This window comes from Nitrospiraceae bacterium (assembly GCA_019637075.1).
In the GTDB taxonomy this organism is placed as follows: domain Bacteria; phylum Nitrospirota; class Nitrospiria; order Nitrospirales; family Nitrospiraceae; genus JAHBWI01.
Genome location: JAHBWI010000002.1, coordinates 799,140 through 819,194, shown reverse-complemented (window position 1 = coordinate 819,194; position 20,055 = coordinate 799,140). Strand labels below are relative to the sequence as shown.

The 20,055-nt window shown below is 60.1% G+C and carries 19 protein-coding genes; 14 read left to right on the top strand and 5 right to left on the bottom strand.

What is annotated here, in order from left to right; translation table 11 throughout:
• Positions 1 to 363: 363 nt before the first annotated feature.
• Positions 364 to 507, bottom strand: coding sequence for a hypothetical protein (locus tag KF814_08130; GenBank protein ID MBX3236107.1), 144 nt, complete (start codon positions 505 to 507; stop codon positions 364 to 366).
• Positions 508 to 811: 304 nt separating this feature from the next.
• Positions 812 to 1,069: a hypothetical protein gene (locus KF814_08125; protein MBX3236106.1), complete on the bottom strand. Its 258-nt coding sequence runs from the start codon at positions 1,067 to 1,069 to the stop codon at positions 812 to 814.
• A 559-nt stretch (positions 1,070 to 1,628) separates the two neighbouring features.
• On the opposite strand from KF814_08125, the gene KF814_08120 reads away from it, so the two are divergent.
• The 3 genes from KF814_08120 to KF814_08110 all read left to right on the top strand — a co-directional run bounded on the left by KF814_08120 (position 1,629) and on the right by KF814_08110 (position 3,469).
• Positions 1,629 to 1,838, top strand: coding sequence for an AbrB/MazE/SpoVT family DNA-binding domain-containing protein (locus KF814_08120; GenBank protein ID MBX3236105.1), 210 nt, complete (start codon positions 1,629 to 1,631; stop codon positions 1,836 to 1,838).
• Positions 1,835 to 2,206, top strand: a complete 372-nt coding sequence (locus KF814_08115; GenBank protein MBX3236104.1) for a type II toxin-antitoxin system VapC family toxin — start codon at positions 1,835 to 1,837, stop codon at positions 2,204 to 2,206. Before KF814_08120 ends, KF814_08115 begins: the two co-directional genes overlap by 4 nt.
• 738 nt (positions 2,207 to 2,944) lie before the next feature.
• Positions 2,945 to 3,469, top strand: a complete 525-nt coding sequence (locus KF814_08110; protein MBX3236103.1) for a hypothetical protein — start codon at positions 2,945 to 2,947, stop codon at positions 3,467 to 3,469.
• Between the two features lie 472 nt (positions 3,470 to 3,941).
• Here KF814_08110 and KF814_08105 read toward each other — a convergent pair whose 3' ends face one another.
• From KF814_08105 to KF814_08095, 3 genes are all read right to left on the bottom strand, one after another.
• A complete protein-coding gene (locus KF814_08105; protein MBX3236102.1) occupies positions 3,942 to 5,558 on the bottom strand; it encodes a hypothetical protein in 1,617 nt (538 codons plus the stop codon).
• A 40-nt stretch (positions 5,559 to 5,598) separates the two neighbouring features.
• Entirely contained in the window at positions 5,599 to 7,497 is a 1,899-nt protein-coding gene (locus tag KF814_08100) for a hypothetical protein (protein MBX3236101.1), read from the bottom strand.
• A gap of 104 nt (positions 7,498 to 7,601) precedes the next feature.
• Positions 7,602 to 8,510 carry a hypothetical protein gene (locus tag KF814_08095; GenBank protein ID MBX3236100.1) on the bottom strand — a complete coding sequence of 303 codons (909 nt, stop codon included), beginning with the start codon at positions 8,508 to 8,510 and terminating at the stop codon, positions 7,602 to 7,604.
• A 386-nt stretch (positions 8,511 to 8,896) separates the two neighbouring features.
• Here KF814_08095 and KF814_08090 point away from each other — a divergent pair, with 386 nt between their 5' ends.
• The 11 genes from KF814_08090 to ccmI are packed head-to-tail and all read left to right on the top strand — an operon-like array spanning position 8,897 to position 20,050.
• The gene (locus tag KF814_08090) at positions 8,897 to 10,702 is read left to right on the top strand and encodes a hypothetical protein (GenBank protein ID MBX3236099.1); all 1,806 of its coding nucleotides are present in this window, start codon (positions 8,897 to 8,899) and stop codon (positions 10,700 to 10,702) included.
• 34 nt (positions 10,703 to 10,736) lie between these two features.
• Positions 10,737 to 13,064, top strand: a complete 2,328-nt coding sequence (locus KF814_08085) for a hypothetical protein (GenBank protein ID MBX3236098.1) — start codon at positions 10,737 to 10,739, stop codon at positions 13,062 to 13,064.
• A gap of 1 nt (position 13,065) precedes the next feature.
• Positions 13,066 to 13,686 carry a cytochrome c biogenesis heme-transporting ATPase CcmA gene (gene ccmA, locus KF814_08080; GenBank protein MBX3236097.1) on the top strand — a complete coding sequence of 207 codons (621 nt, stop codon included), beginning with the start codon at positions 13,066 to 13,068 and terminating at the stop codon, positions 13,684 to 13,686.
• Complete coding sequence (ccmB, locus tag KF814_08075; protein ID MBX3236096.1) at positions 13,683 to 14,369, top strand: heme exporter protein CcmB; 687 nt, start codon at positions 13,683 to 13,685, stop codon at positions 14,367 to 14,369. Before ccmA ends, ccmB begins: the two co-directional genes overlap by 4 nt.
• A 21-nt stretch (positions 14,370 to 14,390) precedes the next feature.
• Positions 14,391 to 15,137 carry a heme ABC transporter permease CcmC gene (gene ccmC, locus KF814_08070; protein ID MBX3236095.1) on the top strand — a complete coding sequence of 249 codons (747 nt, stop codon included), beginning with the start codon at positions 14,391 to 14,393 and terminating at the stop codon, positions 15,135 to 15,137.
• Complete coding sequence (gene ccmD, locus KF814_08065; protein ID MBX3236094.1) at positions 15,134 to 15,295, top strand: heme exporter protein CcmD; 162 nt, start codon at positions 15,134 to 15,136, stop codon at positions 15,293 to 15,295. The genes ccmC and ccmD overlap by 4 nt, the downstream gene beginning before the upstream one ends.
• 9 nt (positions 15,296 to 15,304) lie before the next feature.
• The gene (gene ccmE / locus KF814_08060; GenBank protein ID MBX3236093.1) at positions 15,305 to 15,778 is read left to right on the top strand and encodes a cytochrome c maturation protein CcmE; all 474 of its coding nucleotides are present in this window, start codon (positions 15,305 to 15,307) and stop codon (positions 15,776 to 15,778) included.
• 9 nt (positions 15,779 to 15,787) lie between these two features.
• Positions 15,788 to 17,779, top strand: coding sequence for a heme lyase CcmF/NrfE family subunit (locus KF814_08055; protein MBX3236092.1), 1,992 nt, complete (start codon positions 15,788 to 15,790; stop codon positions 17,777 to 17,779).
• Positions 17,776 to 18,303 (top strand): DsbE family thiol:disulfide interchange protein, encoded by a 528-nt coding sequence (locus KF814_08050; protein MBX3236091.1) that lies wholly within the window; start codon positions 17,776 to 17,778, stop codon positions 18,301 to 18,303. The genes KF814_08055 and KF814_08050 overlap by 4 nt, the downstream gene beginning before the upstream one ends.
• Complete coding sequence (locus KF814_08045) at positions 18,300 to 18,770, top strand: cytochrome c-type biogenesis protein CcmH (GenBank protein MBX3236090.1); 471 nt, start codon at positions 18,300 to 18,302, stop codon at positions 18,768 to 18,770. Before KF814_08050 ends, KF814_08045 begins: the two co-directional genes overlap by 4 nt.
• Positions 18,767 to 20,050, top strand: coding sequence for a c-type cytochrome biogenesis protein CcmI (gene ccmI, locus KF814_08040; protein MBX3236089.1), 1,284 nt, complete (start codon positions 18,767 to 18,769; stop codon positions 20,048 to 20,050). Before KF814_08045 ends, ccmI begins: the two co-directional genes overlap by 4 nt.
• Positions 20,051 to 20,055 lie beyond the last annotated feature (5 nt).

Sequence of the window (20,055 nt, the reverse complement as noted above, 5' to 3'; positions counted from 1 at the left end):
CACTAACGGCTGCGTCATGGGCTGACCTTTCCGGTCCCGCCCGCAGCGTTGGTTTTGCCGGGCCGCAGTATGGGGAGGGATAACCCACCCGTCAAGCGGAAGTGGCACAGGAAGGGCAGCGGAGGGCTGTTCCGGTACTGAGCTCATGAGAAAACGAATCGGGGGAGTCTTGCGACACCCCCATACCCCCTTCGTGGCGCCCGCGTAAGAACGCCGGCGCTGGCTTGGCGGTGCGCAGCGCGGGGGGAGCAACGGCGTTGGCCTGGCCGCAACGGCCAGGCCTGCCCCCTGCATCCCGCGCTGCCGCGCAACTCAGACTGTGGGCCCTGCCCCCGTGGTTGGTACGGGGCAGGGGCCCTGTGTTTATCGGATCAGCGCCTTCAATTGCTCTTTCTCCAACTGAACCCCACACTGCCGTTGTAGCTCGTGCGCCAATTCCGCCCAACTCCGGCCTTCGGCCTTGAGCCGTTTCAGCAGGTCCAGGCCGGCGGCAAAGGAAACCGCCACTGCTGTTTCGGCCGGGTCTTCCTTGCGAGATGCGACGAGCGCACCGCCCTGAATCCGGGTATCTTGCGTTGACTCTACGGCACCACGTCTTGGCCGGTCCCAATAGGGACTTTTGCAGCGAGGACATCGCAGCGTCCGCGTTGGAGTTCGCGGCCACCAACAATGCCGACAGCGCAAGCAGGTCTGTCGTCGCAGGGTGCCCTGATGGGGTGCTTGCAGGCGATCAGAACCGGCCATGACTTCGGGTGTCCTTATCGGGGCATGCGATTCCATCGTAACCCTCGGTTCTTTCTGCCGCTCTTCCTTAGAGCACATGATCGGTCTGTGCGATGGACGCCCCCGTATTACCGAGTCGGGGGCGTGTCCGCTGCGCGCGCCGCCGGCTCTCGCCGCCGGTCGCGCGCATGTCGTCACGGTCCTGTGCCACGTGAGGAACGTTCGGCCTCATGCCTGCACCTTCACGCCACGCCTGGAGACGAACCAGCCGCTGCCCAGGTACCGCCTGAACAGCGGGGTGGCAGGTCTGCATTGTCTTCCTCCGTTGCTCCGGAATCAGGACCATGGGACCTCCCTCACTTCGATGGTGGGCACGATGAGCTGACCGTATCCCCGGTCACGGCCTTGCACAGTGGGCGTATGTGCTCATAACTCGGCCCTGCCGCGCGTTCGTGTGCGGCCCTGACCAGTCGTACCGAAGTCCAGAGCACGATGAAAGAGTCCTGCAGGGGTCAGGAGCGGACAGGAGGGGACAACAGTGGCCAATATTCCATTGTGGACCACGTTCCATTCGAAGAGGCTGAAGAGGCCAGATGACACGAATTGCCGCGACCATGGCGGGGTCCAGAGATCACGCCGTGACGTGCCGAACCATCCGCAGGGCCAAAACAACGCGCTAGCCGGTTAATCCGCGCAAGTATTTTGGATCTAGTCTAAGCCCGAACGGCCTTAGGATGGTGCTTCTCAACAAGCAGACTGGGAGGGAGTAGAAGGTTCCAGAATCGCGGGAGTGCAGTATCTTGAGGTTGTCCAATTCCATGTGTCAGAAACCGGCTGGCTGCTTGACCGATGAGGGGTAAGACGATATCATGATCGATACGTATCTTGTAAGGAGAAGCCTGGCCATGGCAACGACCACGATTTCGTCGAAGTTTCAAGTAGTGATTCCGAAAGAAGTCAGGGAGAAACTGCATCTTAGCCCTCAGCAGCGCCTGCAGGTGGTCGAAAAGGGCGGCGTTATCACGCTGGTACCGGAAGTGCCTCTCAAATCCCTCAAGGGAGCCCTCAAGGGCATGTCGACCGCCGACATCCGGGAGAAAAAGGACCGGCTGTGAAGGTGCTCATTGATTCAAGCGGGTGGATCGAGTTTTTTATCGACGGTCCGCTGGCAGACCGCTACGCCGCCTACCTGTCTGCGCGATATGAGGTGGTCACGCCGACGATTGTCCTGTACGAGGTCTATAAGAAGGTCAAGCGCGAGCGAGGCGAGGAGACGGCGTTATCGATTGCCGGACGGCTGAATGCGACCCGGGTGATTCCCTTGACGGACTCGATCGCCTATCTCGCCGCGGATCTGAGCCTGCGCCATGGATTGGCCATGGCCGATGCAATCATTTACGCGACCGCCCAAGACCAGGGCGCCGAGGTCATCACAGGCGATGCGGACCTCAAAGACTTGCCAGGCGTGCGGTACCTCAGGTAATCCGGCCACGAGCTATAGCTATGACAATGTGAATCGTTTGTTGACAGGCCTCCATGTCCTACGAAGCGCTTAAGGCAAAGTGGAAGGATGTGAGTCAGGCTAGGGGTTGGCTACTAGAGAGCCTCCGGACACAACTGCTGCCTTTGCTGATCCAAGAAGGATTTGCTCTGGCGCCGTTATCGGGTCATGGGCCTGCCGACAGAGAGTTCCCTTCCATTGGGAAGGTTGCGGCGCGTTAGAGAAGCGGGACGAGTTGATCTCATCGAATTTGAATTCGCAAGATACCGACGTGCTGCATTTCGAATCATGGCCGGTGTGGCTCCAAAGGAAGGACTGATCACTCACACGGGACACTGGGCAGCAGAAGACGTATATGTCGGGTGGCTCAATGAATATTTCACAATGTATGACTCCAGGTGGAGGAAAAAGTGGTTTTTCGTTTCACGCTGGCGACACCAGTCTCTAGTCCAGGGAGACTATGAGAAGCTTGCCCTGCGGGTGGCCGGATTTCTTCCAGAAATTGAATTGGCGTTGCGTGAGGGAAAGCTTGGACCACACGTATGGCGGACATTGATCCCGCGTCTATCAATTCGAAAGTAAGCCATAATGTCCCTTTCCCTGCTCACGACGCGACAAGACAGATGACTGGGAATGGACCAAATCGAACAGTGCCGACACAGTCTTGCGGCTCATGCCACGGCGGATCGCTACATAGACACTTCGCATATTGAGTGAGCAATGGTGCAGGGGCGGATAACAATCCGGAAAGGCTGGAAATGTCTCACATTGTTCATTCTTGTCCTGGCTATCGACCTCCCTTGGGAGAGTTCCCCAGACGCTAAGATCGTAGAAGCTGATCTGGAGACGATGGTCCACGAGGCTCAGCTTATCGTTGTTGGCACCGTAATCGGAACCGGCGCAACGGGTGAAATGTTTCGCGATGAATCCAACATCGCGGAATGGAAATGGTGGAAGGCGGTGATTCGGATTGAGCATATGCTCAAGAGTGTTGTTACGAATCAAGAGATCAACGTTTATTACTTGGGAGGGCTCAGCACCGAAGCCAGGTTTAAGGCCGGTGATATAAGTATTTTCTTCCTCTCCTCTGAGGGCGATAAATATCAAGTCGTTCGAGGCTACGGAGGCAAAGTTGATATTCAGGAGCAGAGGGCCAACCCGTACGCCATAACTGGTGAGGAAAGCCCTCAACCGCTCAATCGATTTCTCGCTAAGATCAGAGTGCTCGTTGGTCCTACCAAGTGAGTCTAGCAACGCGACAGTGACATGTTCCTGTCGTAATCCAACTTCCTTTCACAGAAGAAGGTAACTCATGGGTGAGCCGACTGCGATGCCGGCTCACCTCGTAATGTTTAAGACCTTGCTTGTTTAAGTCGTGCCTGTGGAATGACATAATGCATTGGAAAACTTGGCGAAACCTTCGCTGCGGCTCAGACACGGGTTCGAATCCCGTTGGGACCACCATACCGCGCGTGCGCGACCCGGATCCCTCAGATCTGTCTTAGCGACAGGATGCGCCTCCTGAATTTCTCTCATCTGTCATCAGTCACATCCCGGTATTTTGGGCCGGGCCGCGCGCTAGTTGTCGCGCTGATGTTCCACGCGGCCGGAGAGATGTGCCGGGCAGCCCTGCAGCTGTATCACGTCATGTGGGGCGTACGAGTGGCGGAATGCTTCTGGGGAAAAGACGGTATAGAGGGGATTGAGACTAGCCGGACTATTGTCGACTGGCTTTGAGCGTCGCCTGCAGACTGTTGGTCCAGTGCCGCTGAAACTGCTCGTGTGACAGGGTGAGTTTCTGCTGGATTGCAGCTTCAAAAGGTTGGCCGCTTCTGATCAGGTTCAAGATCTGGCGGATGTCATACATGCTGTAACGTTCGATGAGGCTCTGCGTGGCTGCCTGTGCCTCAAGATAGGCAACCGGCAGGGATTCCGCCGTCAGGTTCTTCCACTCCGCCTGTCCATTGATCAACGGGACGACGGTGACGTCTTTTTCCTTCGCCTCCTCGATGTGGGGCCACGGGTCCTCGCTGAGCTGCAGGGCCAAGCCTTCGAGCAACCAGGCTGGCACGGTGTCATGTTGCGGCCCCATCTTTTGCCGAACCACTGCGTGCACGAACTGGTGACGGAGCAGGCGGCTCAGAAGCCCCAAGTCTTCGAGGGCCCCTCGCGTTGGAACATGGATTGAGCCGGTCGCCTGCTCGAACAACGAATCGGTCCAGGTTGGGGTGTCCATGTTGCCGTTAAAGGGGGTGGCGGTGTGCAGGACAACGGTGATGGGGGCGGTCGGTTCATGCCCGAATTTCTGGCAAATGTCCTGATAGGCATACTCCAGGATCGCCTGAATACGAGCCCACGCGTCCGGATCTTCCGCGCCCTGGAAAACGACGACGAAGTGTTTGCCGGCCTGGCCCGGCACCGCTTGCGCCGGTGGGGCAGAGGTCGGCGCCGGTGACGGAGGCACAGGCGCCGGTTGCTCGACACGAACGGAGGCCGAACCCCTGTTGCTGGCGGATACCGGCGCGCCGGCCATGTCAGGGGCGGAGAGCGGAGGTGTCGTGCGAGGAAGGCTCGGCGGTGCGGATTGTTTGGCGAGGACGACAGGGGATTCCTTGGGGCGTGGGGCCTGATCGACCTTTTCGGCCAGTCGCCGTGCGTAGGCCTGTAGGCGAGCGTCGATGCGTCCCCCGGTCGTGGCTTCCTTGAGATGTATGGCGGCCCCCGGCATATTGCGATGCTCCATCAGCCATTCCGCCAGTGCCAGGTGAGGAAAGGGATCGCTCGGTGCCAGCCGGATGACCCGCTGCAGAAACTCCTGCGTCATGGCCGGATCGCGAAGGCCCCAGTAGGCCTGGGTCAGATTGAGGTGGGCCGTGGCGTTGGCCGGGTCGAAGGCCACGGCCTTCCGGAAAGCCTTCACCGACAATTCGATACCGCCGAATTTTTCCTGCTGCACCCCGAGGTTGTTCCACAGCCCGGCCACGTACTGTCGAACAGGCTCTTGGCTCAGCTTGTCTCGGGACAGGCCCGTCAGCGCTGTTTCTACCTTCTTATAGTAGCCCCGATCCAGATCATCCCGGATGGTTCCGAGTTGAGGGAGCGGCGCCGTGCCCAACGGTACCAAACGAGTCGGTGGTACCTCAGGGAGCGGGGCCCCCTGCATTAGGTCTGTGAAGGAGTCCGCCGTGGCGACGGGCTGGGGTGCCCCGGTCGTCGGTGGTGAGATCAGGGACGGGGCGAAGAACGTCGGCTTCAGCCAGGCGTTATAGAACACGAAGGCGATGAGGAGCAGGGACAGTGTCCAGAGGACATTGGTGATGTTGCGGCGGTACACGTGCTTTCCAACCTGTTATGCGTGAGGCCGGGGCGTCCGGTTATCTGAAGCGGAGGCCACCCGTTCCCGGTTTGATGGCTTTCCAGGATGAAGACTCGTGGCACCGCTCACATTGCGGGCCGTAGCTGCCTTCGTGTTTATCGTCTTTCTTGTGGCAGCCGACGCACGTGTCCGGTGTCTTCACCGTTTTCGCCATCGGATTCTTATGACAAGTATAGCAGTCGAGTCCTGCATGGCCGCCGTCCAGCTTGAATCGTGTCCGCCTGTCGTGGTCGAAGTCCCAAATCTTCCAATCCCGGGCGTTGTGACATGCCTCACAGCGCGTGCCGAGTCGCCGTTTGTGGGTATCGTCCTTCTCATGGCACCCGACGCAATCGAACGAGACATCCTTGAACGCGACCGTCGTGTGGCATTTCTTGCAGTCGACCTTGATGTGCTTCCCCAGGAGGGGGAAGCGGGTCAGGCCGTGGTCGAACTTGGTGTCTTTCCAGGAGCGCTCGTTGTGGCATTCCTCGCACTTCTGACCCTCCTGCCCTTTGTGCTTATCGTCCTTCTCGTGGCAGGCCACGCAGGTGCTTTTCAGCTTGTCCCGATACAGGTGTCCCTTGTGGCAGCTCTCGCATTTGAGCGGGGCGTGCTTTCCCAGTAAGGGGTACTTTGTATCGCGTGCATGGTCGAACGTGATCGTTTTCCACGTTTGCTCCACATGGCAGGATTCGCACTTTTCACCATACTGGCCCTTGTGGATATCGTCCTTGCGGTGGCAGGCGTTGCAAGTCGTCGGCGTCTTGTCCTTGTAGAGCTGACCTTTATGGCAGCTTTCGCATTTCGTGACCTTGTGTTTGCCTTTCAGCGGATAGGTCGTGTCGCGATCATGGTCGAACGGGATGACTTTCCAATCCCTTTCCGAGTGGCACCGTTCGCACTTTTCGCCGTAGCTTCCTTTATGCGTATCGTCTTTCTTGTGGCAGCCGTAGCAGACCGAGGGGGCCTTGTCCTTATAGAGCGCGCCCTTGTGGCAACTCTCACACTTCGTGGCTCTGTGTTTCCCGTTCAGGCGATATTTGGTGTCCCGGTCATGGTCGAAGGTAATCGACTTCCAATCCTTGTCGACGTGACAGCTGGCGCATTTCTCACCAAAGGACCCCTTGTGCTTATCGTCTTTCTGGTGGCAGGCGATGCAAGCGGTTGGTGTTTTCTCCACTGCCACCGGCTTCTTGTGACAGCTTTCACATTTCACCTTTCCGTGTTTGCCGGTGAGCGGGTATTTCGTGTCCTTGTCGTGGTTGAACGGCGAGGTCTTCCAATCCTTTTCACCGTGGCAGGTTTCGCACTGCTGTCCAAAGACGCCTTTGTGAGAGTCGTCCTTCTTGTGGCACGAGGCGCAATCCATCGGCGTGTTTTTGTACCGCTCGTTGTCATGGCAAGCCTCGCAGGAGGTGTCCGCGTGCTTGCCGCGGAGAAAGAATCGAGTTTTGCTGTGGTCGAAGCGCGTCTCTTTCCAGTTGCGATCCGTATGACAATCCGCGCAGGCCGCACCGAGTGACCCTTTGTGTTTGTCATCCTTCTTGTGGCACGCCACGCAATCGGATGGTGTGTCCCGGTATTTGATCTTCGGCTTATGGCACGACTGGCAGTCGGCTTTCTTCGTGTCGGCATGGGCGCCTTTCAAGGCGAAGTCGGTGCCGCCATGGTCGAACGACTGCTTGTTGACCGGCGCAATATTCTCGGCACGACCCTTGTGTTCGGTGTGGCATTCCCGGCATTCGCGTGCCTCCTTCATCCGACCGTGGAGGCCCTGTCTTGCCTCGATGTCTTTGCGAATGTCCTTGTGGCAGTCCTGGCACAATTGGGTTTGTGCTGCTTTGTCGAATCGCTTGTGGCATTTGGTGCAAGACTCTTCCCACTTGGCGTGGCCCTCGATCACCTGGCCCGGCATGAGTGCGGTTTCGACAGTATCTGCGGAAACTGGTCCGGCTGTGATGAGGAAAAGACCGAGTGTGATGAACGGGAGAATGAGGAGTCGGAGGAGATGCACGGCCGTCAGTACATGTACACCGCGATCACATGAAAGATCGTGCTCGCAGCGAGAAGGTAAATGAGTGGAATGTGCAAGACGTGCCAGAGCGAAAACAGTCGCTCGTACGTCGTGAACTGCGCGACGCGTTCGACCTCTCGCAGATAGCGATGGACCAGTTCCACCGCTTCTGCTTCGCCTCCACGGAACTCCGGTTGCCGATTGGTTCTCAGAATCCTGCGAAGCTCCCTTGCGCAGCGCCGGGCGAGAATGTGTCGATGGAACCAGGTGGTCACCAGACACACGGTGCCGGCCAGGAGTCCCCGTTCCTCCTGTGAGGCGTCGCGCCGAAAGTTGAGAAGCCATTGCTCCACACGCGGCGCAAAATGGAACCTCGAGGCGGTTTCCTCGGATCGACCGTCGAGCGAGGTTTGAAGGGTCTCAAGGGTGGCTCGGCTCCCGTAGAGGCCGAAGTGAATCTGGCCGTACACGAAGCGGCCGACGACGCCGCTGATGACGACGATAAGCATGCTGACGAGTGCGACAGCGGCGTTCGGGGAACGGATATGGAACGTCGAATGAAAGAGGATCAAGGCCGGTCCGGTGAGTCCGAGGATCATGTGGACGCGAAACCAGTGTTTCAAGGCGCCCCACCGCTGCATCCACTTGAGGTGCTTGCGGAGCGGATAGGCTAACAGCGCGACCATCAAGAATGTGCCGACCACCCCGAGCGTGAATCCGACGGTCGAGCGCGGCGTATAGTACTTGCCGACGGCAACTTGGAAAGCGGACAAGACGAAGAGACAGCAGAGCAGCAACAGGGGGCGGGCTCCGAGGCCCCTGGCTGGTTCGGCCGGGGCCGGGGGAGCCATGGAGCGAGCGGGTCTGGTTGGTCCTGCCTGCGTGTGTTGTTCGAGCGATTGAGCCGAAGCCACGAGGCACCTCTCTTGATCGAGTGAGGCAAGAAGGTCGGCCTCCTTCTTGGATACTCTTCCAAGCTTCGCAAGTCCTGCGCCTGGTTGGCGCATTCAATTGTGGAATGTTCTGTAGGCTTTTCGCTGTTGCGATTCTCCGCAGTGCAGCATTTTGCCGACTACCCTTACATATTTTGTACAAAGTCGAACCCCCCGTACGTGAAATCCGTATTGGGGCCGGACCGAGCGTCTTAGAAAATCAGTAGGTTGCCGTATGTGCCCCGCGGGCATATTCCTTGCCACTTGTGCCTGCGCACTCTCCAAGCATAGTTGCCGATATACGTCACGACACGTATCGGAGTTCCCTCCGGCAACGGGCTGTTTCCACGGATCAACAAGAAGTACTGATGATGACGACACGCGTTCCAGGTTTGATCGCTGCCTACAGGTACAGCCTCTTTACCCTGGCTGTCCTTGTCTGCGCCCTGCTGGCACTTCCGTACGACGCGGGGGCTCAGCGAGGCGGCAGTCGAACCAGCATGGAATCAGACCATGGAGCGACCGGGTTCCCGCTGTCCGGTGGCCATGCGCAGGTGCAATGCGAACGCTGCCATGTCCAGGGCATCTTCAAGGGGACCCCGACGCAGTGCAGCCAGTGCCACTCACCCGGCGGACGTGTGACGTCGACGTTCAAGCCGGCGAATCACCTGCCGACGACTTTGAACTGCAGTAGCTGCCACAGGACGACGGCCTGGAAGCCGGCCTTCTTTACCCACGCCGGTGTGGCTCCCGGGAGTTGCGCTCGTTGCCACAACGGGAGTACGGCACAGGCCAAACCGGCCACGCATTTGCCGACCACCATGTCCTGCGACAGTTGTCATCGTACGGTTGCCTGGACTGGGGCGTCGTTTCGGCATATCGGCGTCACGCCCGGCAGCTGCATCACCTGCCACAACGGTGTACAGGCGCGGGGCAAACCGGCTGCGCACGTGGCGACAACTGCGGCGTGCGATACCTGTCATCTCGTTGGAGCTAAGAATTGGGTGCTCGTGAGCACCGGGTACAACCATTCCGGTATCTCACCCGGTACCTGTTTGACCTGTCACAACGGCAGCAAAGCTACGGGAAAGTCCTCTGCGCACGTGCCGACGACGGCGAGTTGCGATACCTGTCACCGCACGGTTGCCTGGAGACCAGCCACGTTCAGCCATACAGGGGTGGCGCCCGGCACCTGCGCGACTTGTCACAACGGAGCGACCGCTCGTGGAAAGTCTGTGAACCATCTGCCCACGACTGCGACCTGCGATACCTGTCACAAGACCACAGCCTGGATTCCCGCCACCTTCAGCCATTCCTCCGTGACGGCTGGCACCTGCGCGACCTGCCACAACGGGACGACGGCGCGGGGCAAGAGTACGACGCACATTGCGACGGCGGCGAGTTGCGACACCTGCCACCGCACGACGGCCTGGACGCCGGCGACGATGAGCCATGCGGGGGTGACACCGGGCACCTGTGCGACCTGCCACAACGGGACGACGGCGCGGGGCAAGAGCGCGACGCACATTGCGACGGCGGCGAGCTGCGACACCTGCCACCGCACGACGGCCTGGACGCCGGCGACGATGAGCCATACGGGGGTGACACCGGGCACCTGTGCGACCTGCCACAACGGGACGACGGCGCGGGGCAAGAGTGCGACGCATGTGCCCACGACGGCGAGCTGCGACACCTGCCACCGCACGACGGCCTGGATCCCGGCGACCTTCAGTCATACGGGGGTGACGCCCGGCACCTGTGCGACCTGCCACAACGGCAGCACCGCGACGGGGAAATCCTCCGGACACTTCGTGACGTCGCAATCCTGTGATGCCTGTCATCGGGCAGGAAGCGGGTGGACGAACGTGACGACGTATTCCCACAAGACTGCCTACTACAAACAACACCGGGCAGGGGTGACCTGTAATGCCTGCCATACCAGTAACAATGAGGTCATCGCCTGGCGGTTCGGCGGCTATAAACCGGATTGCGCCGGTTGTCATGCCGACCGGTTCAAGCCGGATGCCCACAAGAAAGTCGACTCACCCAAGATTCTCTACAACGTTGTGGAGCTGAAGGATTGCTCGGGCAGCTGCCACATCTATACCGACTCGACCTTTACGAGGATTCGGCAGAGCCGCTCCGGACAGCATCGGCCTACCGGCGAGTTCTAAAGACCCGGACGACAGGAATTCTGAGGTGATTTGGGTGGGACCCACATGCGCGAAGGGACAGCGCAGGGCGCTGTCCGTGTTTTTGCTGGGGCTGCTTGTGCTCATGGTCGGCGTCCTCACTCCTCAGGCTGCCCGTGCCCAGGTCCTCGACCGAATCGAGGTCAATGAGACTCCGACTCAGGCGGAGATCCATATCATCTTCAACACTCGAGCGCTGTACTTACGGCACACGCCGTCCGACAAGGGCGACCTCATTCGTATCTTCATGGATTTTCCCGATCTCGATCGGTCGCGCCGGTTTGCGCGCGAGTTGGCCGCGTCTCCGCCCAGCGATGTGGTACCGAAGTTCACAGTGACCTTTCCCGACGCGGCGACCAACAGTCTGTCCGTCAAATTCAGCAAGCCGGTCCGATTCAAAGTCACTCAGCGAGAGATCCGAAGCAGCAGCCGGATCGTCATCATCGTGCCAGTGGAGAAACCGCCCGGCCCGACTCCCGCCCAGTTGCCGCCTGTTCCACCTACGGTCCGCGCCCCTCAGTCGGCGGCGGCCCCTCCGGCCAAGGGACAAGCGCCGACACAGTCTTTCGCCGTTCCGCCGTTCCGCCCGGGAATGGATGTCGGCAAGTATGCCGACGACCTGATGCAGTTGGGCCGAGGCGCGCTCAAGGCGGAAGAAAACGAAAAGGCCGTTCAGATCTTCAACGTCCTGTTGAATCTTCCGCCCAACCGGCAGTCGCAGGATGCGCAGGAGATGGTCGGTGTGGCCCGAGAGCGCAGCGGGGAACTGGCCAAAGCGAAAGCTGAATACGAGCACTACTTGAAGGCGTATCCGGAGGGTGAAGGCGCCACCAGAGTGCGGCAGCGGCTGGCGGCGCTGGCTGAAGCCGGTACGCAAATGGCGCAACAGAAGCCGGGCGCGAGGAAGCCGAAAAAGATCGAGGAGACCAGGGTCTACGGCAGTGTCTACGAGTACTACTATGGCGGATACAGCCAGACCAAGAGCACCGCGAAGGATACGAATATCACCACGACCCTCAATACGCATGACCAGTCTCTGCTGGTGTCGGCGTTCGACGTGACCGGGCGTTATCGCAAAGATGAGTACGACACCAAGATGGTCGTCCGCGGGACCCATTCGCTGGATCTCCTCACAAGCGACGACGTGCGACGCAACGTGAGCCGGCTTCGGGCCGCGTACGTCGAGCATTCGAAGCAGGATGCCTATTTCCTTCGCGTCGGGCGGCAGCCCGGCAACACCGGCGGTGTGCTGGATTATCGCTTCGACGGAGCCTGGTTCCGGTATACCGTTGCGCCCCAGCTCCTCAATGTCAATCTGATCGGAGGGCAGCCGAGACAGTTCAGTTTGGATTCCCGCTACGTACCCGACGATCCGCGCAATTTCCGCGCGGACCTGAAACGCTATTTTTACGGAGCCAATGTCGATATCGGTCCGCTCGGGGAGGCTTGGAGCGGAAACGTCTACTACTTGAATCAAATGGTGAACGGCGTCGTCGATCGTCGGGCGGTCGGAAGTGAGATCCGCTATTCGTCGAATGGAAAGAACGCGTTCGGGCTCGTCGACTATGACATCTCGTACGGCGTGCTGAACGTCGCCATGCTCAACGGCACCTGGGTGACCGAAGGCACGACCTACACGGTCCTCGCCGATCATCGAAGAACGCCGTATCTCCAAACGACAAACTCACTCTTCGGAGCTCCCAATGCCTCGCTTGAGCACATCAATACGACCAATGAGGCGATCCTGCGGGCGCAAGCGAAAGCCGTCACTGCCACGAGTGACTTATTCCTTGTCGGGGTGCTCCACGCGGTAAGCAAGGATTGGCAATTGGGCGGCGACGTGCGAATGAACCGGATTTCGGGGACCTCGGCGTCGAACTGCTTGGTCATTCTGCCGGGTACCAGCACGTTGTTCCTGAATCCGAACGCCACGACGGATGCGCCATGTTCCTTGCAAGCTTTGCCGGGTACTGGCAATATTTGGACGTACACTCTGCAGGCGATCGGCACCGATTTCCCCTTCGAAAAAAATACGTTCGTGGTGAACGCGAGCTATATCAATAGTCCGACGTATCGCGGCGAATCGTTGACGTTGAACTCGCTCGGCCGATTCGGCCAACAATGGCAACTCGACACGTTCCTGATTCTGTACCATCAAAAGGACAGTGCCGACGTGGAGCTGTATCGGGTGACGCCGACGCTACGCGTCGACTACCGATTCAGTGACGGCTGGACGATTGAGGGCTCCGGAGGCGTGGAGAAAACCATAACGGAGAGTCCGCTGCAGAAGGATCGCACGGTGCGAGAGTTCTTTTTCTTTGGCGTTCGCTGGGATTTCTCCTAAGATGTTGGAAGCGGTTCAACTAGGCTGCAATCGCGGTGATCGGCGCGTATTTTCGGATCTTCGGGTGACCGTCGGCCCAGGCCAGATCCTGACCGTGCTCGGCGAAAACGGCAGCGGAAAATCCAGCTTCCTGCGTGCGCTGTGCGGACTGCTCACTCCGGACGAAGGGCGGGTGCTGTGGCACGGGACCGATATTGCCGTGCTGGGAGAACAGTATCGGATGCAGGTGGCGTATTTGGGGCACCTGAACGGTACCAAGGACGACCTGACGCCGATGGAAAATTTGCACATCACGATGAGTCTGGACGGGCACGTCCCCACAGACGGGGAACTGGCATCTGCACTGGAAGCGGTCGGGATCGGGGCGAAGACTCGGCGGTTGGCCACCCAGGTATTGTCACAGGGGCAGAAACGTCGCGTCGCTCTGGCCCGGCTTTGGCTGACCGGCCGTCCCGTCTGGATTCTGGACGAGCCATTCACGTCGTTGGATGCGGCGGCGACGCGCCTGGTCACCGATCGTTTGAGCCTGCATCTGGAACGAGGTGGTTCGATCGTCGTTGCGACGCATCAGGAACTCGACCTTCCGACGATCGACCTTCGTTGCCTGAGGCTGGCGGGATGACGGCACAAGGCCTGCTTGGCGCTTGGCAAACCGTCGTGCGACGGGATGTCTTGTTGGCCTTGCGTCGCCGTGCCGACCTGGCCACGAGCATCATGTTCTTCATCGTGGTCGCGAGCCTATTTCCTCTTGGTGTGGGCTCGGAGCCCGCGGTGATCAGGACCATGGCTCCCGGCATTCTCTGGGTTGCGGCGCTCCTCTCGTGCCTACTGTCCTTGGGCCGGCTGTTCACTGCCGACTACCTCGATGGGTCACTGGAACAGTTCGTGTTGACGTCCCATCCCTTATCGGTCCTCGTCGCGGCCAAGGTCTGCGCCCATTGGTTGGTATCCGGTCTTCCGCTGGTCCTGCTTTCGCCTCTCTTGGGCATCGTCTTTGGAATGGATGGGGAGTCGATCGGCGTGTTGACGCTGTCCATCTTGCTGGGCACTCCGACGCTGAGTTTCATCGGGGCGATCGGCGCCGGGCTGACGCTCGGGGTGCGGGGAGGACAGGCGCTCGTGGCCTTGCTGGTATTGCCTCTGTTCGTGCCGGTGCTGATCTTCGGGGCCGGAGCCGTGACCGGACATGAAGCGGGACTCGGGATCGAGGCGAATGTGTCGTTGCTGGGAGCCTGTTTACTCATCGCTGCCGTATTGGCACCGGTTGCGACGGCGGCGGCGGTGCGGATTGCAGTGGAGTCGTAGGCCCGGTCGCAGGAGATGGCTGTGAATTGGTTCAAATATTCCTCGCCGCAGGCGCTCTATCCCATGGCCGGCCGGCTCGTTCCCTGGTGCGCGGCGGCGGCGGCCCTCTGTATCGCCTCCGGACTGTACGTCGGATTTGCCGTGGCTCCCACCGATTTTCAGCAGGGTGAAGCCTATCGAATTATTTTCGTCCATGTCCCTGCGGCGTGGATGTCGATGGTGCTCTACGTCGCCATGGCCGGATGGGCGGCGCTCGGGCTCGGGCTCAACGTCAGGCCGTCGTTCATGATGGCGCAAGCCATTGCGCCGACCGGTGCGTTGTTCACCTTCTTGGCATTGGTGACCGGGTCGATGTGGGGAAAGCCCACGTGGGGGACCTGGTGGGTCTGGGATGCCAGGCTGACGTCGGAACTACTGCTTCTGTTTCTCTATGCCGGCGTCATGTTGTTGCGTTCGTCCATTGACGATCCCCGTCGTGCGGACCGCGCCAGCGCCGTGTGTGCACTCGTTGGGGTGGTCAACGTGCCTATCATCTACTTTTCAGTGACCTGGTGGAACACCCTGCATCAGGGAGCCTCGGTCAGCATGACTGCCGCCCCGAAAATGGCTGCTGCGATGTTGACGGCGATGCTGCTGATGACGCTGGGATTTTGGATGTATAGCTTTGCGGTGATTCTTGCGCGGGTCCGCTGCGTCATTCTTGAGCGTGAGCGTCAACCGGCGGTGAAGGACTTCGTGACGGGGCATCCGGTCTTGGAGGCCCGATGATGCAGTGGACGAATATCGCTGCCGTCTTTTTCTTGGGGGGCTACGGGTTGTACGTCTGGACCTCATTCGGGGTGACGGCGCTGTGCCTGTGCTGGGAAGTCGTCGCCGTTCGTCGTCGGCACGCCGCGGCGATCGAGATGGCCGCATCACGGGAGTGAACGTTTGCAATGAGTCCTCGTCAACGGCGGTTTGTCCTGATCGGACTGGGGATTGCCGTGCTGGGTTTGGCTGCAGCCCTCGTCCTGAATGCCTTCCGCAGCAATCTTGTGTTCTTTTTCACGCCGACCCAGGTTGCGAACGGTGAAGCTCCGGTTGGGAAGAGCTTCCGAATCGGTGGGCTCGTGGAGGCAGGGAGCGTCCAACGTGAGCGCGACGGGCTGACGGTCCATTTCGTGGTGACCGACACCACAAAGGCTATTCCCGTGGTCTACAAAGGAATCCTGCCGGACCTGTTCAAGGAAGGGAAGGGGGCGGTGGCTCAAGGGCGGCTGGGCTCCGACGGCACCTTCCAGGCCAGCGAAGTGTTGGCGAAGCATGATGAAAACTACATGCCCCCTGAGGCAGCGGAGGCGTTGGCCAAGGCAAAGGCAGCCGGTACGAGGCCAATCGGCCGAACTGCGTCGGGGCCGGCGACGCCATAGGACCTGCTCGTGATTCCAGAACTTGGTCATTTTGCCCTCATCGTGGCCCTCTGTGTCGCCGTCGTCCAGGGAACGGTTCCCTTGGTCGGGGCCGCGACCGGGAACGCGCCGCTCATGGCCGTGGCGAAGCCCGCCGCGCGGGCGCTGTTTCTGCTCGTGTCCCTCGCGGTCGTCGCGCTGGGGTCTTCGTTCTGGACCAAGGATTTTTCCGTCCTGTATGTCGCAGCGAATGCCAATTCCCAACTTCCCCTGCACTATCGATTGGCGGCGCTGTGGGGTGCGCACGAGGGGTCTCTCCTCTTATGGACCTTCATCCTCACGCTGTGGATGCTGGCGGTGACGGTGTGTTCTCGGCATCTCCCCGACACGATGCGAGCCAGGATTCTGGGTGTCATGGGGTTGGTCGGCGCCGGGTTTCTGTTGTTCATGCTCACTGTCTCCAATCCATTCGAGCGTTTGATTCCGGCGGCAACCGAAGGGCGCGATCTCAATCCGCTGCTCCAAGATCCCGGCATGGTCTTCCACCCGCCCATGTTGTACATGGGGTATGTCGGCTTTTCCGTTGCCTTTGCGTTCGCGATTGCGGCGCTGCTTGGAGGAAATCTCGATGCGGCGTGGGCTCGCTGGTCTCGTCCCTGGACCACGGTGGCCTGGTGTTTCCTGACCGTCGGTATCGCGCTTGGAAGTGGCTGGGCCTACTATGAGTTGGGATGGGGTGGGTGGTGGTTCTGGGACCCGGTCGAGAACGCTTCGTTTATGCCCTGGCTGGCCGGCACGGCCTTGATCCATTCCTTGGCCGTCACCGACAAACGCGGCGGCTTCAAAGTCTGGACGGTGCTCCTGGCCATTCTGGCCTTTTCTCTCAGTCTCCTGGGCACCTTCCTAGTGCGATCTGGCGTGCTGACCTCCGTTCATGCCTTTGCCACGGACCCGAAGCGAGGCCTGTTCATTCTGGCCTTCCTTGCCGTCGTGGTAGGTGGATCGCTGCTCCTCTTTGCCTGGCGGGCCCCACGAGTAGGATTGGGCGGCGTTTTTGGGTTGGTGTCGCGCGAATCGATGCTCCTGACGAACAATGTGCTCCTCATCGTGGCGATGGCGGCCGTGTTGTTGGGGACGCTGTATCCCTTGGTCCTCGATGCGCTGAATCTAGGAAAGATCTCGGTCGGCCCGCCCTACTTCGATACGGTGTTCGTTCCGCTGATCACGCCTGCGCTGTTCCTAATGGGAATCGGTCCCCTCGCCCAATGGAAACAGGCTTCGGCGCCGGCATTGGCGGTTCGGTTGCGCTGGGCGTTCGGCGTCAGCTTGGCGACCGCCTGCGGATTGCCGTTGGTGCTGGGTAAGTGGACGCCCCTGCTCAGTCTCGGTCTCCTACTGGCCGTGTGGATTGTCACGACGGCCATAGTCGGCCTCCGTGACCGGCTCCGGTCGGGAGCGAGCGCGGGCGGGATACGAGCATGGGCCAATATTCCGAGGTCCTACTGGGGCATGGTGGTCGCGCATATTGGTGTGGCCGCATTCATCGTCGGCGTGACACTGGTGAAGGGGTTTGAGACGGAACAAGACGTCCGCATGACGGTCGGGTCCACGGCGACACTTGGTGGGTACACTTTTAGGTTTGACGGCACGCAGGAGGTGAAGGGCCCAAACTATCTTGCTGCGCGCGGCCGGGTCCATGTGAGTCGTGACGGGCGTGAGGTGACGGTTATGTATCCGGAGAAGCGGCTCTATACGGCCCAGAACCAGACCATGACTGAAGCGGCCATCGATGCGGGGTTGTGGCGTGATCTCTACGTCTCCTTGGGCGAACCGTTGGATGACGGCGGGTGGAGTGTCCGCTTGTATCACAAGCCATTCATCGATTGGATTTGGGGAGGCTGTCTCCTCATGGCCTTGGGGGGCGGGGTGGCGATCAGCGATCGCCGGTACCGGGTCGCCAAGCGAACGCAGAGCGCCGAAACCATGGCAGCAGTCGCCCCGGAACGGGAGAAGGCCGCATGAAGCGATATCTCCTGCCGCTGGCAATCTTCGGCGTTTTGGTGGGGTTTCTCGCGGTGGGATTGACCTTGAATCCCCGTGAAGTTCCCTCGCCCTTGATCGACAAGCCGGCGCCGGCATTCTCCCTTCCTCAGCTTCACGACACGACCAAAGCGCTCGCTCCACGCGATCTTGCCGGCACGGTCTGGATGCTCAATGTCTGGGCCTCCTGGTGTGGGGGCTGCAAGGAGGAACATCCACTCCTGATGCAATTGGCCGAAGCCGGCGACGTGCCCATTTATGGGATGGACTACAAAGACCGACGGGACGAAGCGCTGACTTGGTTGAGACAGCGGGGCAATCCCTATCTGGTCACGGTAACAGACGAAACCGGCCGCGTGGGCATCGATTACGGAGTCTACGGAGTACCGGAGACCTATGTGATCGATAAGGCCGGCGTGATCCGTTTCAAACAGATTGGTCCGTTGGATGACGAGACGGTGCGCGCCAAAATTCTTCCGCTGGTGAAACGGCTGCAACAGGGATGAAGCTTCTCTTACTCTTTTGCCTTTCGATGGTGGTACCCGCGTTGGCGATGGCTGAGGAGGCGAAGCCGTCGGCACAGAATCCTTCCGTCGAAGTACGTGTCAAGCAACTAGCGGGGGAACTCCGTTGCCTCGTGTGTCAGAACCAGACGCTGGCAGATTCCAATGCGCCGCTGGCGGAAGACCTGAGGCAGGAAATTCGGGAGATGGCCTCGAAGAATATGAGTGATCGAGACATCCTCGATTTTCTCGTGGCTCGGTACGGTGATTTTGTGTTGTATCGGCCGCCGGTGAAGGCGACGACGCTCCTGCTGTGGGGCGGCCCGTTCATACTGCTGGTGGTCGGCCTCGGTGCACTCCTCTGGGCGCTGCGCAGCCGGGCGCGAAAGATTTCCGAGGCGCCACTGTCGACGGAAGAGCGTCAGCGCGTAACCAACATGCTGATGGAGAAGGAGCGACTCTCCTCATGATCACATTTTGGATTGCTGCGGGGGGGCTGATCCTCGGGGTGACCGGCCTGTTGGTGTGGCCGTTACTCAAGCGGGAGTCAGGGGGCGGCTCGGTGAACGACAATGAGACACTGCTCTCGGTCTATCGGCAGCAGTTTGCCGAACTGGAAGAGGATCGGCACAGCGGTGCCATCACGGTGGAGCGCTATCAGCAGGCGAAGCAGGAACTGGAACGACGCGTGTTGGAGGAGGCCGCGACAACGCCGGCCCGGTCCGTCGCGAAGGGGCGCTTTTCTCCGCGACTGGTGGCGGGAGTGGTCGCGATCATCCTGCCCCTGGCCAGCCTGTTGCTGTATTGGAAGTTGGGGACTCCCCTCGCGCTGACGCATCCGTTGGCCCCGGTTCCTGACTACTCTTCCGCATCGGAAGCCAGTCACCAATCGATGAATGGACTCGACGACCTGACGGAGCGGCTCAAAAAGAAATTGGAACAGACTCCTGACGACGGGGGCGGATGGGCGCTCCTGGCGCGCTCTTACGTCGAACTCGGGCGCCATGCGGATGCCGTGCCGATCTACGAACGGGCGATGACGTTGCTCCCCGATGATGCCCAATTGTTGGCCGACTATGCCGATGCGCTGGGGATGCTGCACGGTCGAAGTCTGGAGGGGAAGCCCGAAGAGCTGATTCGGCAAGCGCTCAAGGCTGATCCCCGGAATGTGAAGGCGTTGATGTTGGCTGGCACCGTCGCGTTCGATCGGCGCGAGTTTGCGAAGGCGGCACAGTATTGGGAACAGGCCCGGACGAATCTTCCCCCCGATGCGGAACCGGAGGTGGTCCAAGAACTGGTGTCCGGGATTGGAGAGGCCCGCGGTCTGGCAAAAGGTGGAGCGCTGTCTACGCCGCCGGCGGCGACGGCGATGTCGTCCGGCAAACAGCCTGGCTCAGATCAATCCCTCCGTGCCGTCACCGGACGGATTACGCTGGCCCCGAATCTTCTCGCGAAGGTGGCGGCCACCGACACGCTGTTTGTATTTGCCCGTGCCGTCGACGGTGCGCCGATGCCGGTGGCGATTGTACGTCTCACAAAACAGGCGCTCCCGTTTTCCTTCCGCCTGGACGATACGAACAGCCCGATGCCGAGCAGGAAGCTCTCCGACATGGACCACGTGATGATCGTGGCGCGCCTTTCTAAATCCGGGGACGCGATGCCGAAGAGCGGAGACCTCCAGGGGAAGAGTCAACCCGTGACCCCGGGGACCCAAGGAGTATCGGTCGTGATCGATAGTGTAGTGCCCTAACGCGA